The following is a 25,898-nucleotide window of genomic DNA, read 5'->3' as shown; positions in this document are numbered from 1 at the left end:
ATGAGTACTCCTCAAACAACTACACCAGTGGCTATGCCACGTTGGCGTCAATACTGGGTGTTAACTAAGCCCAGAGTGACTCAGCTCGCCGTCTTTTGCGCTGTGATTGGCATGTTCTTGGCGACCCCTGGGATGGTTCCATATCCGGTGCTCTTAGGTGGCATCGTGGGTATCTGGCTGTTGGCCGGCGCTGCATTTGCGGTTAATTGTTTGATCGAGCAGGCAGTCGATGCCAAGATGAAGCGTACCGCTTGGCGCCCTTCAGCAACGGGTGAAGTGACACCATTTCATATCGTTATTTTTTCTATCGTTTTGGGTTCGCTCGGGATGATTATTTTGTGGAATTTCTGCAACCCTTTAACGATGTGGTTAACCCTTGCTACCTTTGTTGGGTATGCGGTGATTTACACCTGGTTGCTTAAGCCTGCAACGCCACAAAATATCGTGATTGGCGGTTTATCTGGTGCAATGCCGCCAGCTCTTGGTTGGGCCGCAGTAACTAATACGCTTTCTGCTGAAGCGTGGCTATTGGTGCTGATTATTTTTGTATGGACGCCACCACATTTTTGGGCGCTTGCTTTGTATCGTCGTGATGACTATGTGCAATCTGGTCTTCCAATGCTGCCGGTAACCCATGGAGAGCGCTTTACTTTATTGAATATCGTTCTCTATACCTTAATTTTGATCGCAGCTACTTTGTTGCCTTACATCTATGGCATGAGCGGCATTGTGTATTTGGTGTCTGCAATTATTTTGGGTTTACTATTTTTGGCTTATGTAGTTGCGCTATTCATTTCTTACAGCGATGCTTTAGCCAAGAAAACTTTCCGCTTTTCGATTACCTATTTATCGCTACTTTTTGCAGCGCTATTGGTAGACCACTATTTTCTCTGAGAACCTATGAAATTTCTGCGCTTTATTCTTTTGGCAGCACTATGTGTTGTGTTGACAGCTTGTAGCCCAAAGCCAGAATTCAAAAACATTGATATCACTGGCAGCACTGCCTTTGGCAAGGACTTTAGCTTGCTTGATCCAGATGGCAAGGTAAGAACTCTGGCAGACTTTAAGGGCAAAGTGGTGGTGATGTTCTTTGGCTACACCCAGTGCCCTGATATTTGTCCAACAACGCTGACAGAGATGCAGCAAGTGATGGCGCTGATGGGTCCTCAGTCGGATAAAGTCCAGGTACTTTTTGTAACGGTTGATCCCGAGCGAGACACTGCTGAAATTCTCAAGCAGTATGTTCCTGCATTTGATCCGCGCTTCTTAGGTCTTCGTCCTGCGGATGAGGCTGCTTTGGAGAAAGTCACTAAAGACTTTAAGATTTACTACAAGAAAGTTCCAGGTACTAAGCCAGGCACTTACACGATGGACCACACCGCTGGTAGCTACGCTTTTGATCCCGAGGGACGTTTGCGTTTATATATCAAGCACGCTCAAGGCCCTGAGACCTTGGCACATGACTTGAAAGAATTGCTAAAGTAAGAGAAAGTGCTGCGCTGCTTAGGCTGCTTGTAGCAGGCCACGCATTTTTTTGAGGGCAGCGGTTTCGATTTGGCGGACACGCTCTGCAGAAATGCCGTATTCAGCGGCAAGATCATGCAATGTTTTAGTGCCATTGCCTTCGGCATCCATTGCCAGCCAACGAGACTGAACGATATCGCGGCTGCGCTCGTCCAAAGCCATCAGGGCTTGATCGAGTTTAGGGCCTTGCAAGGCATCAGCCTCAGCACTAGCAATGCGAGCAGTTGGCTCTTGAGTGTTATCGGCTAGCCATTGAATGGGTGCGTAAGCCGCATCATCATCGCCATCGTCGCCTTCAAGCGCAACATCACCACCAGCAAGACGCATTTCCATTTCTTTAACGTCAGAACCCTTTACATCGAGTGCTTTAGCCAAAGCTTCTACTTCACTCGGAGTAAGTGCGCTTAATGTAGGTTTATTGCTGCGCAAGTTAAAGAATAATTTGCGTTGCGCTTTAGTGGTTGCTGTTTTAACTAAGCGCCAATTCTTGAGAATGTACTCATGAATTTCTGCCTTGATCCAGTGAATTGCATAAGACACTAAACGCGCACCATTGTTTGGATCATAGCGTTTAACAGCTTTCATCAAGCCAATATTGCCTTCTTGAATTAAGTCAGCGTGTGGAATACCGTAGCCAAGATATTGGCGAGCAACAGAAACCACTAGGCGTAAATGTGAGAGCACTAGAGTTTTAGCGGCATCAACATTTTCAGTGCGACGAAATTCCTGCGCAAGATGTAACTCTTCAGCAGCGCTGAGCATTGGCACGCGATTAACGTACGCAATATAGGAATCGAGAGTGCCAACCCCAAGAGTTGGCAGCATTGGAAATGCAGACGCCGCTGCAGTCTGCGCGACTGGCAGTGTTTGCATGCTCGGTTTGTCAGATTTCTTTTGAACCATTTTTTCTTATAAATATGAGGTGTTAATAGAAGTCTATTTTAGCACTCTTGTCAAGAGAGTGCTAATGGTTTTAAAGCAATGTAAGTTATTGATTTAATTGAATAATTCGAATGAATATTGCCCTGCTGTAAAGGGGGCTAAATCATCAATTTTTTCGCCCTTTCCTAGGGCTAGCACAGCGGGTTTTGGACCATCTTGTAGGGTGTGGGCAAGGGCGCAGATAACACCGCCCTTGGCAGTCCCATCCAGCTTGGTAACGATGATCCCAGTTAGGCCCAGGGCAGCATGAAAGGCTTTGACCTGGCTTAAGCCGTTTTGCCCTGTGTTGCCATCCAAAACAAGCAGAGTGTGGTGTGGCGCACCAGGGAGTGCTTTGCCGATCACGCGCTTTACCTTCTTCAGCTCTTCCATCAGGTTGTCCTGCGTGGCAAGACGGCCTGCGGTATCAATAATGAGAATGTCATTTTTACGAGAAACCGCTGCATGAATAGCGTCATGCGCAACTGCAGCGGCATCACCACCATCTTGGGTGATAACGTCTACCTGATTGCGACCACCCCATTCTTGCAATTGGTTGCGGGCGGCAGCTCTAAAGGTATCGCCAGCGGCCAAGAGAATCGATTTACCTTGAGACTGAAAGAGTTTGCAAAGCTTACCTATCGTTGTTGTCTTACCTGCGCCGTTTACCCCTACAACCAACCATACCTCTGGTGTATTGGCTTTCTGGCTTATAAAGAGGGGGTTTGGCGAAGGCTCAATGGCTGCGAGAAGTGAGCTTACTTCTTGAATAAGGAGCGCTTGCAACTCTTCAGGGCTTGAAGCTTTTTCAGATTTTGCTGCTTTGCGTAACTTGTTGATGAGTTGTTCAGTCGTAGGTAGACCCACATCACTTTGAATCAGTGATTCTTCTAAATGATCAAACCAAGCTTCATCAACTTTGCTTGATTTAAAAAGGGATCCTAGGGTTTTACGTAAGCCGAACATAATCGATACAATTTAAAACATGCATCTTATCAATTTAATTCTTAAGGTATGGTGATTTAGCAGATGCTTTCCAATTTACTTCGAATTTCCTTCTTATTCATCCTATTTGCCCAAATATCCTGGGCAGCTACTGGTGATTCTCCAGATACACACGAATATCAATTGAGTAACGGCCTCAAATTGATTGTGAGAGAAGATCATCGCGCTCCAACGGTAGCCCATATGGTTTGGTATCGCGCGGGATCCATGGATGAGACAAACGGCCGAACTGGCGTTGCCCATGTACTAGAACACATGATGTTCAAAGGAACTCATAAGGTAAAGGCCGGGGAATTCTCGCGTTTAGTGGCTGCGGTAGGTGGGCGCGAAAATGCGTTTACTTCGCGCGACTACACTGCGTACTTTCAGCAAGTTGAAAAATCAAAGCTAGAAGAGGTTATGAAGCTTGAGGCAGATCGCATGTCTAACCTCAATTTTGATGATGCGGAATTCTCAAAAGAAATCCAGGTGGTGATGGAGGAGCGTCGTCTACGGACGGAAGATAACCCAAGCAGCCTTCTCAATGAATCGTTGATGGCAACTGCATTTATGAGCTCTCCCTATCGCCATCCAGTAGTCGGTTGGATGAATGATCTGCAAAATATGACTGCTTCTGATGCGCGTGATTGGTATCGTAGTTGGTACAAGCCTAACAATGCAACAGTAGTGATTAGTGGCGATGTTGAGCCCAAGCAAATTCTGAGTGCGGTACAAAAATACTACGGCGCAATTGCTGCACATGAGTTGCCCATTCGTAAGCCCCAAATAGAGCCTCCTCAAAAAGGTATCAAACAGGTGCAGGTAAAGGCCCCGGCAGATAGCGCTCAATTGGCTATGGCATGGAAAGTCCCACGCCTTGAGCCTGGCAGGCTGGATGATGTTGAGCCCTATGCCTTGGAGTTGTTGACAGCAGTTCTGGATGGTTATGACAATGCCCGCCTAAATCGCACACTCGTTAAACAGGAAAAGGTAGTAAATGACGTTGGTGTGGGCTACGACATGATCTCCCGTGGGCCTGAGTTATTTTTAATTAGCGCGACGATGGCTAAGGGAAAAACCGTTGAGCAAGCACAAGCAAGTATTCGTAAAGCGCTCGATGAGCTAAAGCAAAAAGGGATCTTGGAGTCTGAGCTTAAGCGAATAAAGGTGCGCATTCTGTCTGACCAAATTTATAAGCGTGATTCCATCTTCGGCCAGGCGATGGAAATTGGCAGCACTGAGATGGCGGGGTTTTCTTGGAAAGACATTGACTATATGTTGGAGAAGATGCAAACCATCACGCCAGAACAAGTGCAGGCAGTTGCGAAAAAGTATCTAGTAGATGCGGGCTTAACAATTGCTGTTTTAGATCCTCAAGCGCGTAAATCCGCTGCAAGTAAGGAGAGCAAATAATGAAAGCTCTCAATAAATGTGCTTTGATGTTTTGGACGGCTTTTGCTTACGCGGGCTTCGCTCATGCAATCTTGCCGATTGAGCCGCTAGATTCTTATAAAGGCGCAAAAGCTTATTTAGTACAAACCAAGGCTTTGCCTATGGTGGATATTGAGATCAGTATTGATGCTGGAGATCGATATGATCCTTTGGGTAAAAACGGGCTTGCCGATATGGCTGCAGGCCTTATGCATTATGGGGCGCGAGGCAGTGAGGGCCCCTTAACCGAGGCACAAATTGCCGATGAAATCGCAGATTTAGGTGCCAATATAGGTTTATCAGTGGGTGATGAGCGCACGATTTTGCGCATTCGCAGCTTAAGTAGAAAAGATTTGCGTGATAGAGCGGTACAACTGGCATCTGCAATGTTGAGTGCGCCAACGTATGACCCCAAAATTGTTGAACGTGAAAAACAGAGAACTATTACAAGCTTGCTTGAGGCTGAAACCAAGCCGGAATTTGTTCTTGAGCGACGCTTTAAAAAATCAGTTTATGGAGGCTACCCATTAGCTAATGCCCCAACCGTGAAGACTGTTGCTGCGGTTAGTGCTGCGGATTTAACGCAGTTTCACAAACAGTTTTATCGTGGCGATCGTATGATCGTGAGCATTGTTGGTGATGTTGATCGTGCTCAAGCCAATGAAATTGTGCGGGCCTTACTCAAGCAGATCCCACAATCAGGCGCACCTATTGCCAGTCTTCCGGAGTTCATGCGATCACCTGTTGAGCCATTAAGCCAGAGAGAGATTCAAATTCCTTTTGATTCACAGCAAGCTCATATTGCTATGGGTATGACGGCGGTGACACGTAACAACCCCGATTACTTTCCCTTATTGGTGGGTAATTACATCTTGGGAGGTGGTGGTTTTGTATCTCGCTTAATGTCAGAGGTGCGTGAAAAACGGGGCTTGGCATATAGCGTGTTTAGTTACTTTGCCCCCGGAAAAGACACAGGTATTTTTCAGGCTGGCCTGCAGACCAAGAGTGATCAAGCTGCCTTGGCACTTGATGTGATGAGTTCTACCATTGCGCAATTTATTACTGATGGCCCCACTCCAACAGAGATGCTTGCTGCCAAAGCAAATCTAGTGAATGGTTATCCATTGCGAATTGATAACAATCGCAAGTTGCTTGATAACGTTTCATCGATTGCTTGGAATAATTTGCCGCTCGATACGATGGAGATTTGGACTAAGCAAGTTGAGGCGGTGACTTTGGAGCAAGTAAAAGCCGCTTTCCAAAAATATCTTGCAATGGATCGCATGAAGATTGTTGTGTTGGGAGCCCAAAATAAATAAGCCTATCAAGAGCTCAAAGACTGAGCCGCCTAAAAAGATTCGTATCATTGGTGGTAATTGGCGCAGTCGCTTACTGACTGTAATTGATCTTCCAGGTTTACGTCCCACCACGGATCGTATTCGAGAAACATTATTCAACTGGCTTGGGCAAGATTTAACTGGATTGCGTTGCCTTGATCTTTTTGCGGGAACCGGCGCCTTGGGTTTTGAGGCGGCTTCAAGAGGTGCTGATTTAGTAGTGTTGTTAGAAAAAGATAAAAAGGCCCATGCAAACCTAAAAACAAATTTTGCGTTATTGCAGTCTTCGCCTGCCTCTGGAATCGTTGAGATGCTGCATAGAGATAGTTTGGAGTATCTAAAACAACAGGCGGATCATTCCAGCAACTTAATTTTTATTGATCCCCCTTTTCAGGAGGTCAACCTATTTGATCAAGTGGTCATTGAGGCGGGCAGAGTATGTGACGATTCTGCTGGGGGTGGTATTTATGTTGAATTTCCCTCTAGTCGTGCGCGTGAGGAGGTAGAGGCCCTTCTGCCGGGCTGGCATTGTGGAAAATACTTAGAGGCTGGCCAGGTAAAAGCCTGTCTATTTCGGGGTGGAAGGGGCTAAACTCTTGCCTGTAGCTGATAAAGCCTTAGGAGAGTTATGACTGTCGCTGTATATCCAGGAACATTTGATCCATTTACCCGTGGGCACGAGGATTTGGTTCGCCGCGCATCCAGCATTTTTAAGGAGTTAATTGTGGGTGTGGCTGATAGCCGTAGCAAGCGCCCATTTTTTACATTGCAAGAGCGTATTGATATTGCGAAAGAAGTGCTCGGTCATTACTCCAACGTTAAAGTTGTTGGATTTTCTGGTTTGTTAAAAGATTTTGCACGTGAGCATAATGCGCGCGTGATTGTGCGTGGTTTGCGCGCAGTCTCTGACTTCGAATATGAATTTCAAATGGCCGGCATGAACCGTTACTTATTGCCAGATGTTGAGACCTTGTTTTTAACGCCATCAGATCAATATCAATTTATCTCTGGCACCTTTGTACGTGAGATTGCCTCTATGGGCGGAGACGTTAGCAAGTTTGTATTCCCATCCGTTGAAAAATGGTTGGTAGAGAAGATCGCTTCTGGCGCTCAGAATAAAGAATAAGGCTAGCGAGTAAAGCATGGCCTTAATGATTACGGACGAATGCATCAACTGTGATGTGTGTGAGCCTGAATGTCCGAATGATGCGATTTATATGGGTCTTGAGATTTACGAGATTGATCCAGGCAAATGCACTGAATGCGTTGGGCACTATGACGCTCCCCAGTGCCGTCAAGTCTGCCCGGTGGATTGCATCCCTTTTAATCCAGAATTTGTGGAATCCCAAGATCAGTTGATGGCTAAATACCGTCAACTCACCGCTATCAAAAAAGCAAATCCAGCTTAACTGAGCGCTTTACTTTGTTAGCCCTTGGAGTGCAGCTCCATCATCGCGGTTTGGGTGTCGCCCTTTAAGAAGATCGGCAAGCTTTGCAAGCTGTTTTCAATGCTGGCATCAATCAGTTTTTGCTCGGCCAATTGGGGTCTTCTTAAAACATAATCAGCAACATCCATAGGCCGTCCTTCGCCAGCCAAATCTCTAGGGTGACCAATACCAAGGCGTAAACGCCAGTAATCCGGAGTGCTTAAATGCGCCTGAATATCTTTGAGACCATTGTGACCACCAGTGCCCCCGCCTAGCTTTAGGCGAGCAGTCCCGGGCTTGAGATCAAGCTCATCTTGAACTACCAAAATATCTGCAGGTGTAATTTTGTGAAAGCGACATAGAGCACCAACAGCTTGTCCACTGAGATTCATATAAGTGCTTGGCTTGAGTAGAAAGAGTTCTTCACCTTCCCACTTCGCTTTTGCAACTTTTCCATGGAAGCGTTTTTCAGTTTCAAAGCGAGTGTTTAATTGTTTTGCTAGCGCGTCAACGAACCAGAAGCCAGCATTGTGCCGATCTTCTTCGTGCTCATCTCCAGGATTGCCTAGGCCAACAATTAATTTAGTCATATCGAGAGTTTAAAGATATAAAAGTATTTCGCCAAAAAAGAATGAAAACTTGTGGCAATAAAAAAGGCCCGCTTGCGCAGGCCTTCTAGTACAAGCGATCTAGCTAAATAATTAAGCTTTATCCTTTGGTGCTTCAGCAGCAGGAGCTGCAGCAGCTGGTGCTGCAGGCGCATCTGTAGGCTCAGCAGCCTTAACTGCTGGGATACGTGCGTTTGCAAGCACTGGGTTCTCTTGCTCAACATGCAATACCAAGCTAACACCTTTTGGCAATGCGATGTCTTTAGCGTGAATAGAGTGACCCACTTCAATTTTCTGCAAGTCCACTTCAATGAACTCTGGCAAGTCTGCAGGTAAGCAAGACACTTCGAGTTCAGTAGCGATGTGGCTAACAACTGCGCCTTGCAATTTCACTGCGTCTGAAGTGTCAGCGTTTGTGAAGTGCAATGGAACGCGCATATGAACTTTCTCAGTCGCGGATACGCGCTGGAAGTCAATGTGCAATACCAATGGCTTAAATGGATGCATTTGGTAATCGCGCAACAACACTTTTTGTGTTTTGCCGCCAATTTCCAAATCCAAAATGGATGAGTGGAACGCTTCCTTGCGGAGAGCATGGAATAACGCGTTATGGTCTAACTCAATGACCAAGGCTGGATCTTTACTACCGTAAACGATGCCTGGAGTTTTTCCGGCATTGCGCAGACGGCGGCTCGCACCCGTTCCCTGTACGCTTCTTTCAAAAGCTACTACTTTCATAATAAATTCCCTAGTTAAGGTTAATTTCCGTTCGCGACCAAACAGAAAAGCCTTCGATTATATCGTGGGAAAGGGTGTTTTTGCCTAGAAAAGGCTTTGAACTGCCAAAAAGCGGGGTAAAACAGCGTTTTTGGCTTATTCGGCGAACATGGACATGACTGAGTCGCCTTTGCTGATGCGCGAGAGAGTCTCGGCCAACAGGGGGGCTACAGTCAATTGACGAATTTTGGCGACTTTCATTGCCTCTGGGGTCAGGGGAATGGTGTCCGTTACAACCAACTCATCCAGTTCGGAGGCGGCAATACGGGCCACAGCACCGCCTGAGAGCACGGCGTGAGTACAGTATGCGGTAACGCCCTTAGCACCACGCTCTTTAAGCGCCTCAGCGGCTTTACAGAGGGTTCCGCCGGTATCGATGATGTCGTCCATGATCACGCAATGACGGCCTTCTACTTCACCGATTAAGTGCATTACTTCGGAGACGTTTGCTTTAGGGCGACGTTTATCAATAATTGCCAAATCGGTGCCCAATTGCTTGGCCATCGCACGGGCGCGCACTACGCCACCAATATCAGGAGAGACGATGATGAGGTCTTTTTGAGTCTTCTGAGCCTGCAGGTCAGCCAATAGCACTGGGGAAGCGTAGATGTTGTCTACTGGAATATCGAAAAAGCCCTGAATTTGGTCTGCATGAAGATCCATGGTCAGCACGCGCTCAATACCTGCTACCGATTGCAGCATGTTTGCCACAATGCGGGCAGAGATGGCAACGCGGGCAGAGCGAGGGCGACGGTCTTGACGGGCGTAACCGAAGTAAGGAATCACTGCGGTTATGCGGCTTGCAGATGCTCGTTTAAGGGCATCAATCATGATCATGAGTTCCATCAAGCTGTCGTTTGTTGGCGCACAGGTTGATTGAATGACTACGACATTTTTGCCGCGGACGTTTTCTTGAATTTCTACTTGGATCTCACCATCAGAGAAGCGGCCAACAAAGGCTTTCCCCATTGGGAGTTTGAGTTCTTTGGCTACAGCCTCAGCCAAAACGGGATTTGCGTTGCCTGTGAAAAGTGTCAGTAAATCAGCGTTTATGGAGGACATAGTCTTAAGGGTATTGAGGGGTCAAAAGGTTATCTTTGTCGTTTCTACAGTATTTGGCAGGGGAAGAAGGATTCGAACCTTCGCATGCTGGAATCAAAATCCAGTGCCTTAACCAGCTTGGCGATTCCCCTACAGGTCAATCTGAAGAAATCAAATTGTAAGCGGGATTTTTATTTAGCCCCCGAACAACCCGACCTACCCATCCTTTAGGAAGATTTTGTAAAAGATTTTCTAGTTTCGCGGTGTCGGTCTTAGGGTCTAAGACAGCAAAAACGCTACTTCCAGAGCCAGACATTCTGGGCGCTGAGCCCGGTACTGCCTGGGTAATCCAATCCAAAGCTTGCTTCACTTCAGGACAAATCCGCATCGCTACAGCCTGACAATCATTCGTTAGATCCGACCATGACGATGCAAGAAAGCCATCAATTGTAATCTGAGCGTGATCTCGGGTCAATTCAGGGTCTTGAAAAATGCTTACGGTAGGAATGCCCTGATTGGGGAAAATAACCAAAAAGTCACGTTTTTCAAGGGAAATTTCTTGAATCTTCTCGCCAATACCCTCTACAAATGCATTTTGGCCAAAAATGAAAAATGGCACATCCGCCCCAAGTTTTAAACCCAGATTACAAAGGGCTTCTTTATCGAGCTTGAGATTCCAAAGGACATTAAGACCAATTAGGGTGGTGGCAGCATCCGAGGATCCGCCTCCCATGCCGGCGCCCATTGGAATTTCTTTTTTTACATCAATTTCAACGCCGGCATCTATCTTGCAAAAATCTTTTAATAGATTTGCTGCGCGCACCACCAAATCATCTTTTGATAAAAGACCGGGAATTGGATTTATTCGACGCACTTCATTTGGTGAAATGGGTTTTAAGGTAATCGTGTCACACCAGTCAATCAGTTGAAAAACAGACTGCAGTAAATGGTAGCCATCTGGTTTGCGACCAACAATGTGCAGAAATAGATTGAGCTTCGCTGGAGAGCGGAGTGATAGGTAATCCGATTTTATATTTTCATTACTCATTCGGATGATCAAATACCAAGCGAATATCAATAGACCCAATATTGGAGCTACGAGTCATGGTGAGTTTTTCTAGGCGATTGGAGTTACTCCAGATGTAAGCCAAACTCCAACCATCTTGATTAATTTTACTAACTTGTCCTTTGGCATTTCGTTCAACACTTGCTTCACTGCCCGCTCGTGTTTCACCTCTTAACCAGTTTGACAGACCGCGGGCTGGCAACGGTAGACCAAGCGTGTTTTGCACTAAGGTATCTGCATCTACTGCAGTGACCACTTGACCATCGCGTTCAAGTGTTGCTTCGCCTGGCGTAATGATGATTTTTGCAATAGAGCCACCCATTGGATTGCGAATTTCTAGAATGTCTTTTAAAGATTCTTGCGTTAAGCTAAAGCCACCAGATCCACCTTGGTTCTGACTGTCTGTAAGCCCAGTAACTTTCACGGCAAAACGACCATCCCATGCGCCGCTAGCGGCTTGATTCGTGTTTGACCAGTCAGGCTTAAGGCGTTGCAGAGTTTCTCTTAATGTGGCGTTGTTGGCGTCTATTTTTTGACCTTGGTGCCACATCTCTTCAGCTTCACTGCGACGGTTCATCGCCCACAACACTTCTCCGACATGCGCGGCAATATCTGCTTCCGGCTTCATAGAAAATGCTTGCTGTAGTTGCTCTAATGCAAGCGTATTTTTCCCCATACGGAAATTGACCCAGCCCAAGCTATCCAAAATGAATGCATCTTTTGGAGAGAGTTGGTGTGCTTTGCTGATGAGTGCAAATGCCTCTGGTAATTTGAGGTTGCGATCTGCCAATGAATAACCTAATGCATTAAGAGAATTCGCATCATTTGGATTTCTACGCAAAATTTCACGCAGTGTTTTTTCCATGACATCAATGTGGCCTGCTTTTTCAGCAGACATAGCATAGGTATACAGCAGGCCTAAATCTTTAGGCTGAGGTTTTGCTGTGGAGGAAATTTCATAGAATGCGCGCATTGCCTCTGACTCATCTTTCGCCTTTGCAAGCAGCGCCTGCAATTGCAAGAGGGTATTTTCTTGTTGCGCTGGATTTTGCTGACGCAGTAATGCGATCGCTGGCTTAACGGCATCGTTCCAGCGATTACTTAAAATAAGAAGAGTAATCAGCACTTCTTTAGGTTTGGTTTGATTGGGCGGGGAGAGTTCATCCCAGCTCTTGGCGGCATGTAAAGCTAGGTCCGGAGATCCACCCGCAATCGCAATTTCCATTGCCCGCTGTGCCAGTCTCGGATCTTGATATTGGCGCGCCATTTCCATATAGGTGTTGTACGCCAGGCCTGCTTCACCCCGTTGCAGTGCAATCTCGGACGCAAGCACCTCAAAGATCGCTTCGCCTGACTGGATGCCATTCGTCTGGGCGTGAGCGGGCGCGGACAAGAAGGCACCCCCAGCAAGCGTTGCAAAGGCTAATGCCTTCAAAAAGGGTTTGAGTAGGAATTTGCTCATAAGCACATTCTAATCCGCGAATCTACAATCCATTTATGCCAGAACTTCCTGAAGTAGAAGTCACTCGTCTCGGAATTGCCCCACATCTTGAGGGTAAGAAAGTAAGCGCCGTCAAAGTGCTGGATGGTCGCTTGCGCTGGCCTGTGCCCAGTAGCTTGCCAAAAACCCTCCCAGGGCAAAAAGTGCAATCCATCCAAAGACGAGGCAAGTACTTGTTGCTGGAGATGGATACCGGCCACTTGCTGATTCATTTGGGTATGACGGGAACCTTACGAGTCTTGCCAAGTAGTGAGGCTTTAAAAACCCATGATCGCGTGATTTTTGAATTTGGTAGATTGAGTTTGCGTTTGCATGATCCCCGAAAATTTGGCGCAGTCTTATGGCATCCAAAAACAAAAGGACCTGTTGAAAAGAATCCCTTATTGCAAAAGCTTGGGGTGGAGCCTTTCTCACCTGAATTTGCAGACGAACATGGTACGGATATTTTGTATCAATCCTCTCGAAAACGTAGCGTAGCAGTAAAGCAGTTTTTATTGGCTGGTCAGGCCGTCGTAGGAGTTGGCAATATTTATTGCTCAGAAAGTTTGTTTGATGCGGGCATTCATCCTGCAAAAGCGGCTGGTAAGCTTACGCGCCCGCAGTGTATGCGTTTGGCGGCTGCAGTTAGACAGATTCTCAAAAAAGCAATTGATGCTGGAGGAAGCTCTCTAAAAGATTTTGTAAATAGTGAAGGCGATCCTGGCCACTTCATGGTGCAAACTAAAGTCTACGATCGCAAAGGCTTACCGTGCAAGATTTGTAAAACACCGATTGCACAAATCGTGCAGGGTCAACGATCCACTTATTTTTGTCCTCAATGTCAAAAGCGCTGATTAATACGTTCGCCAAGAAGCTGATTGCTTGGCATGGCGTGAGTGGACGATCGGGTTTGCCATGGCAAAACAATCGCGATCCTTATGCAGTATGGGTATCTGAAATCATGTTGCAGCAAACTCAGGTATCCACGGTTCTGGAGCGCTACCCCCGCTTTATGAAACGTTTTCCAACGGTGAAAAAATTAGCCGGTGCCGACATTGATGAAGTGTTAGCTGAGTGGGCTGGACTAGGTTATTACTCGCGTGCACGCAATTTACATGCCTGTGCAAAAGCGGTGATGACAGACTTTGCTGGAAAGTTTCCAAGTGATCCTTTATTGCTCGAACGGTTAAAAGGTATTGGCCGCTCTACTGCTGGAGCTATCGCCGCATTTGCTTTTCATGAGCGAGCCCCAATTTTGGATGCCAATGTAAAGCGGATTTTGGCACGCTTGTTTGCTATCGAGGGGTCTATTCAAGACAAGGCCGTCAATGACCGTTTGTGGGCCTTGGCAAAAGAGTTGCTGCCTATCAGTAGGCAGGATATGCCGGTGTACACGCAAGCCTTGATGGACTTTGGAGCAACTTGGTGTACAGCGCGTAAGCCAATATGTTTATCTGGCGAAAAGAAATGTCCTTTTGCAAAAGAATGTCAGGCCAACTTGAGTGATCAGGTCCTTTTACTTCCTCAGAAGACGGCGAAAACAAAGTCCCCTGAGTTTGATTGCAATATGCTCCTTATTCGATCTGGCAATTCTGTATTGCTACAAAAGCGCCCAAGTAAAGCGATATGGGGTGGCCTTTGGTCTCTTCCCGAGTCTGCTTGGACGCCCAAGTTATCTGCCGATGCGGGTATTCATTTGAGTTTGAAAGACTTGTTTGTGCTGACAATGCCTGACGAAAAATCTAGTACGTATATGAAGTCATGCAAAGCCTTAGAGAAGACTAGAGAAATCAAGCATGTATTTACGCATCGCCGTTTATGGATGCATATTTGGCAAACAAATTGCTCCAAAGAATTGCAGTTTATAAATCCAGATCTAAAGTGGGTGCCCTTAAGCCAGTTAGGGCGCTATGGTCTACCGCAGCCAATTAAGATTTTGTTACAGGGATTGAGTCTAGTTCGCGGTGGCGGTTTAGAAAATTAAGCTGTAGGTTGCTGAAGTCTTTTTGGTTGCGAAAGTATTCGCTTAAACGATTCACGAGATAGACCGAGCGATGTTGGCCCCCCGTGCATCCAATAGCAACCGTTAAGTAACTGCGACCATCTGCAATGTAATGCGGGAGCCAGCGATGAATAAATTGCGTGATGTCCGCTTCCATATTAACTACCTCTGGAATTTTTTCTAAGAATTCTTTGACGGGCTTGTCATTGCCTGTAAGTGGTCTTAAGGCTTTGTCATAGTGGGGGTTCGGTAAGCAGCGCACATCAAAAACTAGGTCTGCCTCGGTGGGAACGCCTTTTTTAAAGCCAAAGGATTCAAACACCACAGTGAGGCCAGCAGGCTTGTCTTTGAGAAGGTCTTGGATCCAGGAGCGCAAGGCATGAGCAGGAATGTTGCTGGTATCGATGCTATGTGCTTGAGCACGCAAAGGCTCTACTAGGCTACGTTCGCTATCAATTGCCTCGATTAATGTCGCCGACTGAGACTGCTTGGCATTTGTAGAGAGCGGATGACGTCGACGTGTCTCAGAAAACCGTTGCACCAAAGTGTTGGTATCCGCATTGAGAAAAACGACTCTTACTTGATGGTTTTTGCGTAAGTTCTCGAGGATCGATGGCAGGTCTGCAATTGATTGTCCGCGGCGCGCATCAATTGCGACGGCAATGCGCTCACTTTTTTCTTTCTCAAGAGTGCTGATGAGGTTTTCTAAAAGTGATACCGGTAAGTTATCTACACAATCATAACCAGCGTCCTCAAAAGCCCTTAGGGCTACTGATTTACCTGAGCCTGAGATTCCGGTAATCAGATTAATTTGCATGGCTTAAAGTAGGCGCCCTTGAGATTTGATGGAATCTGCTTCGACATTCATTTGCAAGCGTTGGCGCTCGATAAATTCTTTTAATGTATCGATGCCGCGTAATTGCAGAATAGTATTTCGTACCGCAGCCTCTACTAACACTGCTAAGTTACGGCCTGCGGCTACTTGAATTTTGACGGTGCGAATCGGGATGCCCAATACATCTACGTGCTGTGCCTCTAGCGGCAATCTTTCGAATTCACCATCAGTTCTACGAACCAATTGAACAATGAGGCGAAGTTTTAGTTTGCGACGCACAGCCGTTTCGCCAAAGATAGTACGAATATCTAATAAACCCAGGCCACGAACCTCAAGCAGATTGCGCAAAATCACTGGACAGCGTCCTTCAATGTAGTCTGGACCAAGGCGGGCAAAATCCACAGCATCATCAGCTACCAAGCCATGCCCACGAGAGATAAGCTCAAGCCCTAACTCGCTTTTGCCAAGACCAGATTCACCGGTGAGAAGAACGCCCAAGCCTAGGATGTCCATAAACACGCCGTGCATGGTGATTTGAGGGGCGCCAATTTTGGTCAAATACGTGCGCAGGTGATCGATGACCTCTGCAGCAGAAATGGCTGTAGTAAATAAAGGTGTGGATGAGCGCTGACAAAACAGCTGCAAATCTGGATCGGCGGCTTTTCCATCGGCAACAATGACGCATGGCGGCGTTTTGGAAATCAAACTCGCAATTTGCTCTTGTCTTTGCTTGGGCTCTAGCATCGCATGATAGTCAACCTCTTGTTCACCAAAGATTTGAATGCGACTTGGGTGAATGAGATTTAAGTGGCCAACTAAGTCTGAGCTGGCGGCAGCCGCTTTCACTGCCTCTGGTGGAAAGGTACGATCAGCACCTTCAAGACCACCAATCCAAGACAGCTTTAGATCTGAGACGTTGTCATCGAAAATCTGCTGAGCAGTTACTCCGTCTAGGAGTAATGGCTGAGTCATTTTGTGCTACCCCACTGCTGCAATAGCTCGCATACTTTAACTGGATCTACAGCAGTGCTTAGCAATTGACGCGCTTGCGCATCAGACAATAATTGCGCGATTGAGGAAAGAATTTCTAGATGCTGTTGCGTTGCTTTTTCTGGCACCAGCAAAAATATCAGGGTAGATACAGGTTCGCCATCAGGCGCTGCAAACTCAATGGGATCTTTAAGTCTCATCATTGCTGCTGATGGCTGTTTAAGGCCTTTGACGCGACCGTGAGGGATTGCTACGCCAGCACCAAGGGCAGTTGAACCTAAGTCTTCGCGAGCATTTAGAAAGCCAACAACTTCAGCGGCATTAATGCCAACTCGTTGAGCGAAGAGTTCCCCGGCGGCTGCAAATGCATCGGACCTGTTTTTGGCAGGGTTATCTAATGCAATGCAGTCGGGGGTGAAAAGATTAGTCAGGGCATTCATGTGAATTGATTATAGGTGTCCTGACACACAAGATTACTCAAAATGCTTTTCGTGATGATGATCTTGAATCTTTTCTTTATGTTTTACGACTTGGCGCTCGAGTTTATCGACCACTGCATCCATTGCATGGTAAAGGTCGGCATTGTGTGCTTCAGCGAACAAATCCTTTCCCTTTAGATGAATGGTGATCTCAGCGCTTTGGCGCAAATCTTTTTCTTTGGCCTTATCTACAACCAGAAAGGCGGAGGCGTCGATAACATGATCAAAGTGCTTGCGAATTTTGGCTAATCCCGCCTCTAGATGCGAACGCATAGCAGGGGTAACTTCTACATGACGGCTATTGATTTTCAAATTCATCAGAAACTCCTTTTATAGACGCGTGCGCATGGGCATGCCTGGGGGTGCGCAGCAAGCCCCTGAAATTTTGAACTGTTTTTTTTTGGAAAATAATCCATGAGCCTCCAGCGTATCAGCGAATTTGCTGAAAACCAAGAGGGAATTGGAATTTTTGTTACTTATCCGGACAGATGGCCCGGCTAGCTTACATCCTAAAGTTTTCGCCTAGGTAGACTCTGCGAACAGCATCGTTTTGGATGATCTCATCTGGCTTGCCTGCGGCCAAGACGCTACCTTCGCTAATGATGTACGCGTGATCACATATGCCTAGGGTTTCACGTACATTGTGATCGGTGATCAGTACGCCAATTTGACGATCTCGCAGGAAACGTACAATCCGCTGAATTTCCCCAACGGCAATAGGGTCAACCCCCGCAAAGGGTTCATCGAGCAGGATAAATTTTGGCTGGGAGGCTAGAGCCCTGGCAATTTCAACGCGGCGGCGCTCGCCACCAGAGAGTGAAAGCGCAGGATTATTGCGAAGATGACTAATCTGTAGTTCGCCTAGGAGCTCATCCAGTCGACGGGCTATTTCCGCTTTGGATAATGGCTTGCCCCCTTGTACTTGCAGCTCTAGTACGGCTTGAATATTTTCAGCAACATTCAATTTTCTAAAAACAGAAGCCTCTTGGGGTAAGTAAGAAAGACCCATGCGGGCGCGTTCATGAATTGGCAGATGGGTGATATCAGCTCCATCCAAAACAATATTTCCGCCATCAAGCGGTACCAGGCCAACAATCATGTAAAAAGAAGTCGTTTTACCAGCACCATTTGGGCCTAACAAGCCTACTACCTCGCCGCATTTGACTTGTATGGAAACATCCCGCACTACGGTTCTAGAGCCATAACGTTTTTGAAGGTTATGTGCACTTAGTGTTGCTGGGCTTGTGGTTTGAGCTAAATCCGCTGTCATTTCTCTAATGTGGCTTTTCTTCTTGGTGAAAGGATTGCTCTGGCTAAAGGTAAATCTTCAGGCTTTGCATCTTCAGGTGGAATGACACGATAGTACTGTTTTACATCATCGTACTCAATTTTCCAGCCACGCAATTGATCGAGCATTTGCATATTCAATAAACGCTTGAGGCTGGCATCACCAGTGATTGTCAGTACTTCAGTTTTAGCGTTGTAGTTCACTTGGGCGCCACGACCCTGCATGAATTCATCGGCCGGCCCTTCGCGACGCTGTCTGAAGCTTGCTGTTGAATCAGGCGAACCCTTTACATCTACATATTCATAGCCTTCAGGATCCACATCAATGTGGCCATCTTCCCCAGTAACCACAATGCTACCTTTAATTAGGAGCACTTGTCCGCTAAGGTCGTAAACCTGCCGAACATCATTTACAGAAACTTTTTTAGCCTCGAGGATTACCGGCTTATCTTGGTCAGCTTTTTCTGCATGTGCAGTGCCAGCAAGAGCCGCAGCCAGAGCGCCATAGCAAAGTATTGCGCGACAGGTTGGTAGGTAACGAGTAGATAACATTTTATTGGGTGCTGCGAGGAGCTCGCTCGATACGACCTTTAACTTGGCCTCTGAGCGTCATGCTCTGCTCAACATTATTAAACACCCCACCTTCAGTAGAGCTCATGATGGACATACCTTGCTCAAGCGTGATGGGTGTATTTGTTTCAACGATGTCATCATTGATGAGTACTTTAAAGTAGTTGGAGCTAGCAAGCATTCTTAAGGTCGCAGGTTGTGTCGCGCTTGCCGCTTGAGCTGGACGAAAGATCGATGCGTTATCAAATAAGTCTAGGATTGTGAGATCGCCATCAAGATGTCCGGTGTCGGATTTCACAGTAACAGGCGCTTTTTCAGCTTGGAATAAACGCATGCGAGGCGTAAGGATGTCAATCGAAGCGTCATCGTCATAGTGAGTAACTTTAACGCCGAGAATTCGATATTTGGTGTTGCCCAATTCATTTAAAGCAGAAAGGGCGCCATCTTTAATGGTGTAGTCAGGCTCATGTAGGCGTACTCGTGCCAAGGGAGATTTTTCTGGAGGTGTATTTTTTTCCACCAACCAAAAGGTAGCCAAGGTAAGCGCCCCCATCAGAATCAAAGGCATTAGGCGCAATATCGTGCGCCCGATGCTAAGTTTGATTTGCTGAGGATTTAGTTGCATTGCTTAGGCGCGTGCTTGTATAAGAAGTTCGTTGTAACGATCTTGCGCCTTGAGGATGAGATCGCATACTTCGCGAACGGCACCTTTACCGCCACCAAGAGTTGTAACAAAGTGAGCAAATTCTTTTACCGCTTCATGACCTTGTGCGGGGCAAATTCTTAAGCCAGCATTTTTCATCATTTGGAAATCTGGCCAGTCATCGCCCATAACGGCGCAGTCTGCTGGGGTAAGTCCTAAAGATTTCAGAGTTTGTTCTAGAGCAATAGCTTTGTTTTCTACGCCCATGTGTACATGCTTAATTCCTAATTCTTCGCAACGGGCTAAAACCATTTTTGAGCTTCTGCCAGTAATGATGGCAGTTGGAATGCCGCATCGCTCTAAAAGCTTGATACCCAATCCATCTTGTATATCAAAAGCTTTAAGCGATTCTTTACCATCGGCGCCAATCCAAACTTTTCCGTTTGTTAAAACGCCATCTACATCCAATACTAGTAACTTCACTTTACCCGCGCGCTCCCAGGCTTGTGGGTGCTGAGTCAAAGGATTGGTGTTGTGGGTATTAAAAGCACTTGGCATAAAAATTCAATTCAGTTTTCGTACAGAGTTAAATAACTTTTGCTGCGAATAAGTCATGTAGATTGAGGGCGCCAAGTAAGTGTCCGTTGCTATCAGTAACCACTAGATGATTGATGCGATGCTTTTCCATCATTTCAATTGCTTCTTCAGCCAGGAGCTCTGCTGGGATGGTGCGTGGATCGGGCGTAGTTGCGCTGGCGAGCTTGATATCTCCAAGGTTAGTAGTTTTTTCTAAAAGGCGGCGCAAGTCGCCATCAGTTAAGATGCCAAATACTTTTTGTTTGGCATCTAAGATGACCACCATACCCATGCGCTTGGAGGTCATCTCTAGTAGGGCGTCTTGCAAAGAAGCGTCGACTGAAATCTTTGGCGTATCTTCAAGGCTACGCATGACTTCGCTAACATGCATTAATTGTTTGCGGCCTAGTCTGCCACCTGGATGTGAGCGAATGAAATCTTCCGCCTGAAATCCTCGAGCATCGAGTAATGCCACGGCCAGTGCATCGCCCATAGCGAGAGCGGCTGTTGTACTGGTGGTTGGCGCAAGATTTAAAGGACAAGCTTCTTTTTCCACGCTGGTATCTAAATGTGCATCAGCCAGTTTGGCGAGTGAAGAATTTGGCGCACCAGTTAAGGCGATTAATTTTGCGCCGGTACGTTTCACGATCGGAACAATGGTGAGCAACTCGTCCGTTTCGCCAGAATTGGAGAGTGCAACAAAAACATCGTCTCTAGTCACCATGCCTAAATCGCCATGACTGGCTTCAGCAGGGTGAACAAAAAAAGCAGGGGATCCGGTTGAAGCAAATGTTGCCGCAATTTTGCGGGCAATATGACCGGATTTACCGATTCCGGAAACCACAATTCGGCCCTTACAGCCATGTAAAAGCTCAACTGCAAGCACTAAGGCATCAGCATTGACGCCTTCAAGGCGATCGCGCATGGTTTGCAGTGCAGCAGCCTCAATTGAGAGGGTGTCGCGCGCAAGCTTTAGGGTACGTTCACGAGTCTTAGCTATCATCAAGTAAGTATATGCCGTCAGTCCTTCAATTAACCCTCATTCTTCTGGCCTCGGGTGTGGCCGGAGTGGTTATTTTCCGCTATTTTGGACTCCCCCCGATTTTGGGCTATTTGGCTATTGGAGTGCTGATTGGGCCAAATGCCCTGGGTATAGCGAATGATTCAGCCACCGTGAAGTATTTGGCTGAATTTGGGGTCGTTTTCTTGATGTTTTCTATTGGCCTGGAATTTAACCTCCATAAGCTCAGGGCAATGCGCAATATCGTGTTTGGCCTTGGGGGTAGTCAGGTCATCCTAACGATGTTGCTGGCAATTCCGGCCAGCTTACTGATGAACTGGATTTATCCTATTTCTTGGCAGGCTGCGATTGCATTAGGCGGCGCTTTAGCCATGTCTTCTACCGCGATTGTGACAAAGCTGATTTCGGATCGCGCGGAATTAGAAACCGAGCACGGTCGCAATGTAGTGGGTATTTTGTTATTTCAAGATTTGGCGGTGGTTTTCTTGCTGATTCTGTTGCCATCACTTGGAAAAAATCCTAAAGATCTTTTTGTTGCTCTGACTGCAGCGTCGATCAAAATAACTATTGCATTGACATTAATTTTCTTCATCGGCCAAACGCTGATGAGCCGTTGGTTTAAGTTGGTAGCAAAGCTGCGCTCACAAGAATTATTCATGCTCAATCTTCTATTGATTGTGCTGGGCATGGCGGGATTGACTGAGCACTTTGGTTTGTCCTTGGCACTTGGCGCGTTTTTGGCCGGCATGCTGATTTCAGAAACGCCTTATCGTCACCAGGTGGAAGAGGATGTAAAGCCGTTCCGCGATGTTTTGTTGGGACTCTTCTTTATTACGATCGGTATGCTGCTCGACTTCAGTGTCATTGGTCAGCAGTGGGTGTTAGTGCTCTTGCTATTAATTGGCCCATTGGTTTTTAAGTTTGGACTGATTGCCTTGCTCTCTCGGGTGTTTGGTTCAAGCCCAGGCATCTCCATCAGAACCGGTTTGTGCCTTGCCCAGGCGGGTGAGTTTGGGTTTGTATTGCTTAATCAAATCGATGGTTTAGATTTGATTGATCCCACCTTAAGTCAAGCAGTTCTTGCGGCAATGTTGCTCTCGATGTTCTGCGCACCATTTTTAATTGAATATAGCGATCGCATTGCAATGCGTTTCTCAAGCAATGAGTGGTTATTGCAATCACTTGCTTTAACGCGTGTTGCCGCAAAAAGTGTTCGCAATGAAAACCATGTGGTCATTTGCGGGTTTGGAAGGTCGGGCCAAAGTTTGGCTCGCATGCTTGATCAAGAAAAAATTCCGTACATTGCTTTGGATTTAGATCCTGATCGCGTCAAAGAAGCTGCGGCTGCTGGCGACAATGTTGTCTATGGCGATGCGAGCCGCGAAAATTATTTGGTGGCCGCTGGCCTCTCTAGAGCAAAAGCAGTGGTGATTACCTACGCTGATACTGGAGCGAGTCTGCGCGTACTTCGTCAAGTTGAGCACTTACGTCCCGGTATGACGGTGTTGGTTCGTACAAGAGATGATGCAGATATTGCTAAGTTGCAAGCCGCTGGTGCTACCGAAGTTATCCCGGAGTTGATTGAAGGCAGTTTGATGATTGCTTCTCATGTGCTGCTCATCATGGGTGTGCCGATGCGCAAAGTAGTACGGCGCATCACAACAGCACGGGAAGAGCGCTATAGCTTATTAAGAGGTTACTTCCGGGGTTCAGCTGATGATGACTTTGGCTCTAATGAATCTTGGAGGCTGCATGCCATTACCCTCTTGCCCCATTCTCAGGCTATTGGAAAGACTTTGGGTGATCTAGATCTTGAGAAGGAGGGCGTTAATGTTCAGGCGGTACGTCGGAAGGGGCTGAATGCCGATTATGTGAAGCTAGACCCTAAACCAGATTTACGTCTGGAAGCCAATGATATTTTGGTGATCTCAGGCAATTCAGAAGCAACCGATTTAGCTGAAGCCAAATTACTCTGAGATCAGTCAAAAACTTTATTTCAGAATTTACTTTTTCTTCTTGCTGACTGCAGGAGATTTGCGTGTCAGCAAGGGTGCTAAGTAGTGGCCGGTAAAACTTACTTCATTCTTGGCCACATCCTCTGGTGTTCCAGTGGCGATAATTTGTCCACCACCAGCACCGCCTTTAGGTCCTAGATCAATAATCCAATCTGCGGTCTTAATGACATCTAAGTTGTGCTCAATGATGACAATCGTATTGCCCTGCTTCTTGAGTGTTTGGATAACTGTTAGTAATAACTGAATGTCATGGAAATGCAGGCCAGTAGTTGGCTCATCCAGGATGTATAAAGTTCTGCCAGTATCGCGTTTGGATAACTCAAGAGAAAGTTTGACGCGTTGAGCTTCGCCGCCTGATAGGGTGGTAGCACTCTGGCCAAGCTTCACATAGCCAAGGCCAACATCTAACAGTGTTTTGAGTTTGCGCTTCACAACTGGTACTGCTTCAAAGAACTCATGAGCTTGTTCGATGGTCATCGACAGCACTTCATGAATATTCTTGCCCTTGTAGCGAATATCTAAGGTCTCTCGGTTATAGCGCTTGCCGTGACAAACATCACATGGCACGTAGACGTCTGGCAAGAAGTGCATCTCCACTTTAAGAACGCCATCGCCTTCGCAAGAATCGCAACGGCCACCTTTAACGTTAAAAGAAAATCTACCAGCTTCGTAGCCACGCTCACGTGATGCAGGAACACCAGCAAAGAGCTCCCTAATGGGAGTAAACAAGCCTGTGTAGGTGGCCGGGTTAGAGCGTGGTGTTCTTCCAATTGGAGATTGGTCGACGCTGATGACTTTATCGAAATGCTCTAAACCTTTGATTGCATCATGCGCTGCTGGCTCTGCATTTGAGCCATAAAGATGTTGGGCAACAGCGTGGTGCAGTGTGTCATTGATTAAGGTGGATTTGCCTGAGCCCGATACCCCGGTTACGCAAGTTAACAACCCAACCGGAATCTTTGCGTGCACTGATTGCAAATTATTACCGCGCGCGCCAATGATTTCTAAGAAGCGATCATTCACTGGAATGCGTTTGTCGGGAACGGCAATGGCTTCGCGTCCAGCAAGATATGCACCGGTTAACGAGTTTGGATTGGCTTCAACCTCTGCTGGAGTGCCTTGGGCAACTACTTCGCCACCATGAACGCCTGCGCCTGGGCCAATATCAATTACCCAGTCAGAAGCGCGAATCATATCTTCGTCATGCTCAACTACTAATACGCTATTACCTAAATCACGTAAATGCTTGAGGGTGCCAATCAGTCGATCGTTATCGCGTTGATGCAATCCAATAGATGGCTCATCTAAAACATACATCACGCCCGTTAAGCCTGAGCCAATCTGGCTTGCTAGGCGGATACGCTGAGCTTCACCGCCAGATAGAGTATCGGCACTACGCTCGAGCGATAGGTAATCCAGGCCCACATCATTTAAAAAGCGTAGGCGTGCGCTAATCTCTTTGACAATCTTGTCGGCGATTTCTCGTTTAGCACCTTTAAGTTCGAGTGCCTCAAAATATTCTTTGGCTTCTTTGAGGGGTAGTGCACTGATTTCATAAATAGCGCGTGATTGTTTCTTTTCGCCTACTTTGACAAAGCGTGCTTCTTTGCGTAAACGACTGCCGTTACATTCGGGGCAGGTCTGTACATTTTGATAGCGAGATAATTCCTCGCGCACAGTCATGGAGTCGGTTTCGCGATAACGCCTCTCAAAGTTAGCAACGATGCCCTCAAAAGCATGTTCACGAATACTGTTCTTGCCGCGCTCGTTGATGTATTCAAATGGAATGGTGATATCACCAGAGCCCAGAAGAATGAGATCTTGTTGTTTCTTAGATAGTGTTTCAAAAGGCTTCTCCACATCAAAACCGCCATGCTTGGCTAGGGTTTGAAGTAGCTTGAAGTAAAACTGATTACGACGGTCCCAGCCCTTAATGGCTCCAGATGCTAGCGATAGGTCTGGGTGGGCGACGATGCGCTTTGGGTCAAAGAACGATTGATGCCCAAGTCCATCGCAAGAAGGGCAGGCGCCCATTGGGTTGTTGAAGGAGAAGAGGCGCGGCTCTAATTCTTGCAAGGAGTATGAGCAAACTGGGCAAGCAAATTTGCTTGAGAAGATCATCTCTTTGCCGGTATCCATATCCACAATCATGGCCTTGCCATTCGCTAGGCGTAAGGCAGTCTCAAAAGACTCGGCGAGCCGTTGCTGAATATCGGGGCGCACCTTAATTCGATCAACAACTACCTCAATCGAATGCTTATCGTTTTTCTTGAGCGTTGGTAATTGATCGACTTCAAAAATTTCTGCTTTAGCTACGTTTGCAGTGCCACCACCCGAGCGCACACGAAAGCGCACAAAGCCTTGTGCTTGCAGGTCTTGGAAGAGGTCAACAAACTCACCTTTGCGCTCGCTTACTACTGGAGCCAGAATCATTAACTTCGTATCTTCTGGCATTGAAAGGACGGTATCGACCATTTGAGAAACGCTTTGCGCTTCTAGTGGCAGATCGTGATCCGGACAATGTGGCGTTCCTGCGCGCGCAAATAACAAGCGCAGGTAATCGTGAATTTCTGTAACAGTGCCAACAGTAGATCGTGGATTGTGACTTGTAGCTTTTTGCTCAATCGAAATCGCAGGTGAAAGACCTTCAATCGTATCGACATCTGGCTTTTCCATAAGTTGCAAAAACTGGCGGGCATAAGCTGAAAGAGATTCAACATACCGACGTTGACCTTCTGCATAGAGGGTGTCAAAAGCCAATGAGCTTTTGCCTGAACCTGATAAGCCAGTAAGGACGACGAGTTTCTCTCTAGGGATGTCTAGATTGATGTTTTTGAGGTTGTGGGTGCGGGCACCGCGGATCTTGATTTCGTTATTCATGATT

At 46.7% G+C, this 25,898-nt stretch carries 27 protein-coding genes and 1 tRNA gene; 10 read left to right on the top strand and 18 right to left on the bottom strand.

Annotation, left to right across the window (positions count from 1 at the left end):
* Positions 1–894, top strand: a complete 894-nt coding sequence (gene cyoE / locus C2745_RS08930) for a heme o synthase (RefSeq protein WP_215384247.1) — start codon at positions 1–3, stop codon at positions 892–894.
* A 6-nt stretch (positions 895–900) separates the two neighbouring features.
* Positions 901–1,485 (top strand): SCO family protein, encoded by a 585-nt coding sequence (locus C2745_RS08925; RefSeq protein ID WP_215384246.1) that lies wholly within the window; start codon positions 901–903, stop codon positions 1,483–1,485.
* Positions 1,486–1,503: 18 nt separating this feature from the next.
* Here C2745_RS08925 and rpoH read toward each other — a convergent pair whose 3' ends face one another.
* Both rpoH and ftsY read right to left on the bottom strand, forming a co-directional pair.
* Positions 1,504–2,427 (bottom strand): RNA polymerase sigma factor RpoH, encoded by a 924-nt coding sequence (rpoH, locus tag C2745_RS08920; protein WP_215384245.1) that lies wholly within the window; start codon positions 2,425–2,427, stop codon positions 1,504–1,506.
* 93 nt (positions 2,428–2,520) lie between these two features.
* The gene (ftsY, locus tag C2745_RS08915) at positions 2,521–3,411 is read right to left on the bottom strand and encodes a signal recognition particle-docking protein FtsY (RefSeq protein ID WP_215384244.1); all 891 of its coding nucleotides are present in this window, start codon (positions 3,409–3,411) and stop codon (positions 2,521–2,523) included.
* A 63-nt stretch (positions 3,412–3,474) separates the two neighbouring features.
* Here ftsY and C2745_RS08910 point away from each other — a divergent pair, with 63 nt between their 5' ends.
* The 5 genes from C2745_RS08910 to C2745_RS08890 are packed head-to-tail and all read left to right on the top strand — an operon-like array spanning position 3,475 to position 7,606.
* Positions 3,475–4,842: a pitrilysin family protein gene (locus C2745_RS08910; RefSeq protein WP_215384243.1), complete on the top strand. Its 1,368-nt coding sequence runs from the start codon at positions 3,475–3,477 to the stop codon at positions 4,840–4,842.
* Complete coding sequence (locus tag C2745_RS08905; protein WP_215384242.1) at positions 4,842–6,179, top strand: pitrilysin family protein; 1,338 nt, start codon at positions 4,842–4,844, stop codon at positions 6,177–6,179. The genes C2745_RS08910 and C2745_RS08905 overlap by 1 nt, the downstream gene beginning before the upstream one ends.
* Positions 6,151–6,789, top strand: coding sequence for a 16S rRNA (guanine(966)-N(2))-methyltransferase RsmD (gene rsmD, locus C2745_RS08900; RefSeq protein WP_251368322.1), 639 nt, complete (start codon positions 6,151–6,153; stop codon positions 6,787–6,789). Before C2745_RS08905 ends, rsmD begins: the two co-directional genes overlap by 29 nt.
* A 36-nt stretch (positions 6,790–6,825) precedes the next feature.
* Positions 6,826–7,323, top strand: a complete 498-nt coding sequence (gene coaD, locus C2745_RS08895; RefSeq protein ID WP_215384241.1) for a pantetheine-phosphate adenylyltransferase — start codon at positions 6,826–6,828, stop codon at positions 7,321–7,323.
* A 16-nt stretch (positions 7,324–7,339) separates the two neighbouring features.
* Entirely contained in the window at positions 7,340–7,606 is a 267-nt protein-coding gene (locus tag C2745_RS08890) for a YfhL family 4Fe-4S dicluster ferredoxin (protein ID WP_215384240.1), read from the top strand.
* 17 nt (positions 7,607–7,623) lie between these two features.
* Here C2745_RS08890 and pth read toward each other — a convergent pair whose 3' ends face one another.
* The 6 genes from pth to C2745_RS08860 all read right to left on the bottom strand — a co-directional run bounded on the left by pth (position 7,624) and on the right by C2745_RS08860 (position 12,578).
* Entirely contained in the window at positions 7,624–8,214 is a 591-nt protein-coding gene (gene pth, locus C2745_RS08885; RefSeq protein WP_215384239.1) for an aminoacyl-tRNA hydrolase, read from the bottom strand.
* A gap of 111 nt (positions 8,215–8,325) precedes the next feature.
* On the bottom strand, positions 8,326–8,970 hold the full coding sequence (locus C2745_RS08880) for a 50S ribosomal protein L25/general stress protein Ctc (RefSeq protein WP_215384238.1): 645 nt from the start codon (positions 8,968–8,970) through the stop codon (positions 8,326–8,328).
* A gap of 135 nt (positions 8,971–9,105) precedes the next feature.
* Positions 9,106–10,071, bottom strand: a complete 966-nt coding sequence (locus tag C2745_RS08875; RefSeq protein WP_371742986.1) for a ribose-phosphate pyrophosphokinase — start codon at positions 10,069–10,071, stop codon at positions 9,106–9,108.
* 54 nt (positions 10,072–10,125) lie between these two features.
* Positions 10,126–10,202, bottom strand: a tRNA-Gln gene (locus tag C2745_RS08870).
* A 5-nt stretch (positions 10,203–10,207) separates the two neighbouring features.
* A complete protein-coding gene (gene ispE, locus C2745_RS08865; RefSeq protein ID WP_215384237.1) occupies positions 10,208–11,098 on the bottom strand; it encodes a 4-(cytidine 5'-diphospho)-2-C-methyl-D-erythritol kinase in 891 nt (296 codons plus the stop codon).
* Positions 11,091–12,578: an outer membrane lipoprotein LolB gene (locus C2745_RS08860; protein WP_215384236.1), complete on the bottom strand. Its 1,488-nt coding sequence runs from the start codon at positions 12,576–12,578 to the stop codon at positions 11,091–11,093. Before C2745_RS08860 ends, ispE begins: the two co-directional genes overlap by 8 nt.
* Before the next feature lie 35 nt (positions 12,579–12,613).
* On the opposite strand from C2745_RS08860, the gene mutM reads away from it, so the two are divergent.
* Complete coding sequence (gene mutM, locus C2745_RS08855) at positions 12,614–13,450, top strand: bifunctional DNA-formamidopyrimidine glycosylase/DNA-(apurinic or apyrimidinic site) lyase (protein WP_215384235.1); 837 nt, start codon at positions 12,614–12,616, stop codon at positions 13,448–13,450.
* Positions 13,435–14,580 carry an A/G-specific adenine glycosylase gene (gene mutY, locus C2745_RS08850; protein WP_215384234.1) on the top strand — a complete coding sequence of 382 codons (1,146 nt, stop codon included), beginning with the start codon at positions 13,435–13,437 and terminating at the stop codon, positions 14,578–14,580. Before mutM ends, mutY begins: the two co-directional genes overlap by 16 nt.
* Here mutY and rapZ read toward each other — a convergent pair.
* The 9 genes from rapZ to C2745_RS08805 form a co-directional block, all read right to left on the bottom strand.
* Positions 14,525–15,415, bottom strand: coding sequence for an RNase adapter RapZ (gene rapZ, locus C2745_RS08845; protein ID WP_215384233.1), 891 nt, complete (start codon positions 15,413–15,415; stop codon positions 14,525–14,527). The genes mutY and rapZ overlap by 56 nt on opposite strands.
* A 3-nt stretch (positions 15,416–15,418) precedes the next feature.
* A complete protein-coding gene (gene hprK, locus C2745_RS08840; protein ID WP_215384232.1) occupies positions 15,419–16,405 on the bottom strand; it encodes an HPr(Ser) kinase/phosphatase in 987 nt (328 codons plus the stop codon).
* Positions 16,402–16,863 (bottom strand): PTS sugar transporter subunit IIA, encoded by a 462-nt coding sequence (locus C2745_RS08835; protein ID WP_215384231.1) that lies wholly within the window; start codon positions 16,861–16,863, stop codon positions 16,402–16,404. Before C2745_RS08835 ends, hprK begins: the two co-directional genes overlap by 4 nt.
* Positions 16,864–16,896: 33 nt before the next feature.
* A complete protein-coding gene (hpf, locus tag C2745_RS08830) occupies positions 16,897–17,220 on the bottom strand; it encodes a ribosome hibernation-promoting factor, HPF/YfiA family (RefSeq protein WP_012358449.1) in 324 nt (107 codons plus the stop codon).
* Positions 17,221–17,404: 184 nt separating this feature from the next.
* Positions 17,405–18,172 (bottom strand): LPS export ABC transporter ATP-binding protein, encoded by a 768-nt coding sequence (gene lptB / locus C2745_RS08825; protein WP_215384230.1) that lies wholly within the window; start codon positions 18,170–18,172, stop codon positions 17,405–17,407.
* Positions 18,169–18,741, bottom strand: coding sequence for an LptA/OstA family protein (locus tag C2745_RS08820; protein ID WP_215384229.1), 573 nt, complete (start codon positions 18,739–18,741; stop codon positions 18,169–18,171). Before C2745_RS08820 ends, lptB begins: the two co-directional genes overlap by 4 nt.
* A 1-nt stretch (position 18,742) precedes the next feature.
* Positions 18,743–19,384, bottom strand: coding sequence for an LPS export ABC transporter periplasmic protein LptC (lptC, locus tag C2745_RS08815; RefSeq protein WP_215384228.1), 642 nt, complete (start codon positions 19,382–19,384; stop codon positions 18,743–18,745).
* 3 nt (positions 19,385–19,387) lie between these two features.
* Complete coding sequence (locus C2745_RS08810; RefSeq protein WP_215384227.1) at positions 19,388–19,960, bottom strand: HAD family hydrolase; 573 nt, start codon at positions 19,958–19,960, stop codon at positions 19,388–19,390.
* Positions 19,961–19,988: 28 nt separating this feature from the next.
* Positions 19,989–20,981: an SIS domain-containing protein gene (locus C2745_RS08805; protein WP_215384226.1), complete on the bottom strand. Its 993-nt coding sequence runs from the start codon at positions 20,979–20,981 to the stop codon at positions 19,989–19,991.
* An 11-nt stretch (positions 20,982–20,992) separates the two neighbouring features.
* On the opposite strand from C2745_RS08805, the gene C2745_RS08800 reads away from it, so the two are divergent.
* The gene (locus C2745_RS08800) at positions 20,993–22,975 is read left to right on the top strand and encodes a monovalent cation:proton antiporter family protein (RefSeq protein ID WP_215384225.1); all 1,983 of its coding nucleotides are present in this window, start codon (positions 20,993–20,995) and stop codon (positions 22,973–22,975) included.
* A 27-nt stretch (positions 22,976–23,002) separates the two neighbouring features.
* Here the strand turns inward: C2745_RS08800 and uvrA are convergent, their stop codons facing one another.
* Positions 23,003–25,894 carry an excinuclease ABC subunit UvrA gene (gene uvrA, locus C2745_RS08795; protein WP_215384224.1) on the bottom strand — a complete coding sequence of 964 codons (2,892 nt, stop codon included), beginning with the start codon at positions 25,892–25,894 and terminating at the stop codon, positions 23,003–23,005.
* Positions 25,895–25,898 lie beyond the last annotated feature (4 nt).

This window comes from Polynucleobacter sp. AP-Kolm-20A-A1, assembly GCF_018688315.1.
Classification (GTDB): domain Bacteria; phylum Pseudomonadota; class Gammaproteobacteria; order Burkholderiales; family Burkholderiaceae; genus Polynucleobacter.
This window is presented reverse-complemented; position numbering and strand designations above follow the sequence as displayed.

Excerpts from the sequence above, each read along its gene's own strand:
- C2745_RS08905 (WP_215384242.1), top strand. The coding sequence starts at position 4,842 with ATGAAAGCTCTCAATAAATGTGCTTTGATGTTTTGGACGGCTTTTGCT.
- C2745_RS08875 (WP_371742986.1), bottom strand. The coding sequence starts at position 10,071 with ATGTCCTCCATAAACGCTGATTTACTGACACTTTTCACAGGCAACGCA.
- C2745_RS08910 (WP_215384243.1), top strand. The coding sequence starts at position 3,475 with ATGCTTTCCAATTTACTTCGAATTTCCTTCTTATTCATCCTATTTGCC.
- rpoH (WP_215384245.1), bottom strand. The coding sequence starts at position 2,427 with ATGGTTCAAAAGAAATCTGACAAACCGAGCATGCAAACACTGCCAGTC.
- lptB (WP_215384230.1), bottom strand. The coding sequence starts at position 18,172 with ATGACAGCGGATTTAGCTCAAACCACAAGCCCAGCAACACTAAGTGCA.
- pth (WP_215384239.1), bottom strand. The coding sequence starts at position 8,214 with ATGACTAAATTAATTGTTGGCCTAGGCAATCCTGGAGATGAGCACGAA.
- C2745_RS08890 (WP_215384240.1), top strand. The coding sequence starts at position 7,340 with ATGGCCTTAATGATTACGGACGAATGCATCAACTGTGATGTGTGTGAG.
- rapZ (WP_215384233.1), bottom strand. The coding sequence starts at position 15,415 with ATGCAAATTAATCTGATTACCGGAATCTCAGGCTCAGGTAAATCAGTA.
- C2745_RS08835 (WP_215384231.1), bottom strand. The coding sequence starts at position 16,863 with ATGAATGCCCTGACTAATCTTTTCACCCCCGACTGCATTGCATTAGAT.
- ispE (WP_215384237.1), bottom strand. The coding sequence starts at position 11,098 with ATGAGTAATGAAAATATAAAATCGGATTACCTATCACTCCGCTCTCCA.
- uvrA (WP_215384224.1), bottom strand. The coding sequence starts at position 25,894 with ATGAATAACGAAATCAAGATCCGCGGTGCCCGCACCCACAACCTCAAA.
- ftsY (WP_215384244.1), bottom strand. The coding sequence starts at position 3,411 with ATGTTCGGCTTACGTAAAACCCTAGGATCCCTTTTTAAATCAAGCAAA.
- C2745_RS08800 (WP_215384225.1), top strand. The coding sequence starts at position 20,993 with ATGCCGTCAGTCCTTCAATTAACCCTCATTCTTCTGGCCTCGGGTGTG.
- mutM (WP_215384235.1), top strand. The coding sequence starts at position 12,614 with ATGCCAGAACTTCCTGAAGTAGAAGTCACTCGTCTCGGAATTGCCCCA.
- hpf (WP_012358449.1), bottom strand. The coding sequence starts at position 17,220 with ATGAATTTGAAAATCAATAGCCGTCATGTAGAAGTTACCCCTGCTATG.
- C2745_RS08805 (WP_215384226.1), bottom strand. The coding sequence starts at position 20,981 with ATGATAGCTAAGACTCGTGAACGTACCCTAAAGCTTGCGCGCGACACC.
- C2745_RS08880 (WP_215384238.1), bottom strand. The coding sequence starts at position 8,970 with ATGAAAGTAGTAGCTTTTGAAAGAAGCGTACAGGGAACGGGTGCGAGC.
- coaD (WP_215384241.1), top strand. The coding sequence starts at position 6,826 with ATGACTGTCGCTGTATATCCAGGAACATTTGATCCATTTACCCGTGGG.
- C2745_RS08925 (WP_215384246.1), top strand. The coding sequence starts at position 901 with ATGAAATTTCTGCGCTTTATTCTTTTGGCAGCACTATGTGTTGTGTTG.
- C2745_RS08810 (WP_215384227.1), bottom strand. The coding sequence starts at position 19,960 with ATGCCAAGTGCTTTTAATACCCACAACACCAATCCTTTGACTCAGCAC.
- C2745_RS08820 (WP_215384229.1), bottom strand. The coding sequence starts at position 18,741 with ATGTTATCTACTCGTTACCTACCAACCTGTCGCGCAATACTTTGCTAT.
- lptC (WP_215384228.1), bottom strand. The coding sequence starts at position 19,384 with ATGCAACTAAATCCTCAGCAAATCAAACTTAGCATCGGGCGCACGATA.
- hprK (WP_215384232.1), bottom strand. The coding sequence starts at position 16,405 with ATGACTCAGCCATTACTCCTAGACGGAGTAACTGCTCAGCAGATTTTC.
- C2745_RS08860 (WP_215384236.1), bottom strand. The coding sequence starts at position 12,578 with ATGAGCAAATTCCTACTCAAACCCTTTTTGAAGGCATTAGCCTTTGCA.
- cyoE (WP_215384247.1), top strand. The coding sequence starts at position 1 with ATGAGTACTCCTCAAACAACTACACCAGTGGCTATGCCACGTTGGCGT.
- mutY (WP_215384234.1), top strand. The coding sequence starts at position 13,435 with ATGTCAAAAGCGCTGATTAATACGTTCGCCAAGAAGCTGATTGCTTGG.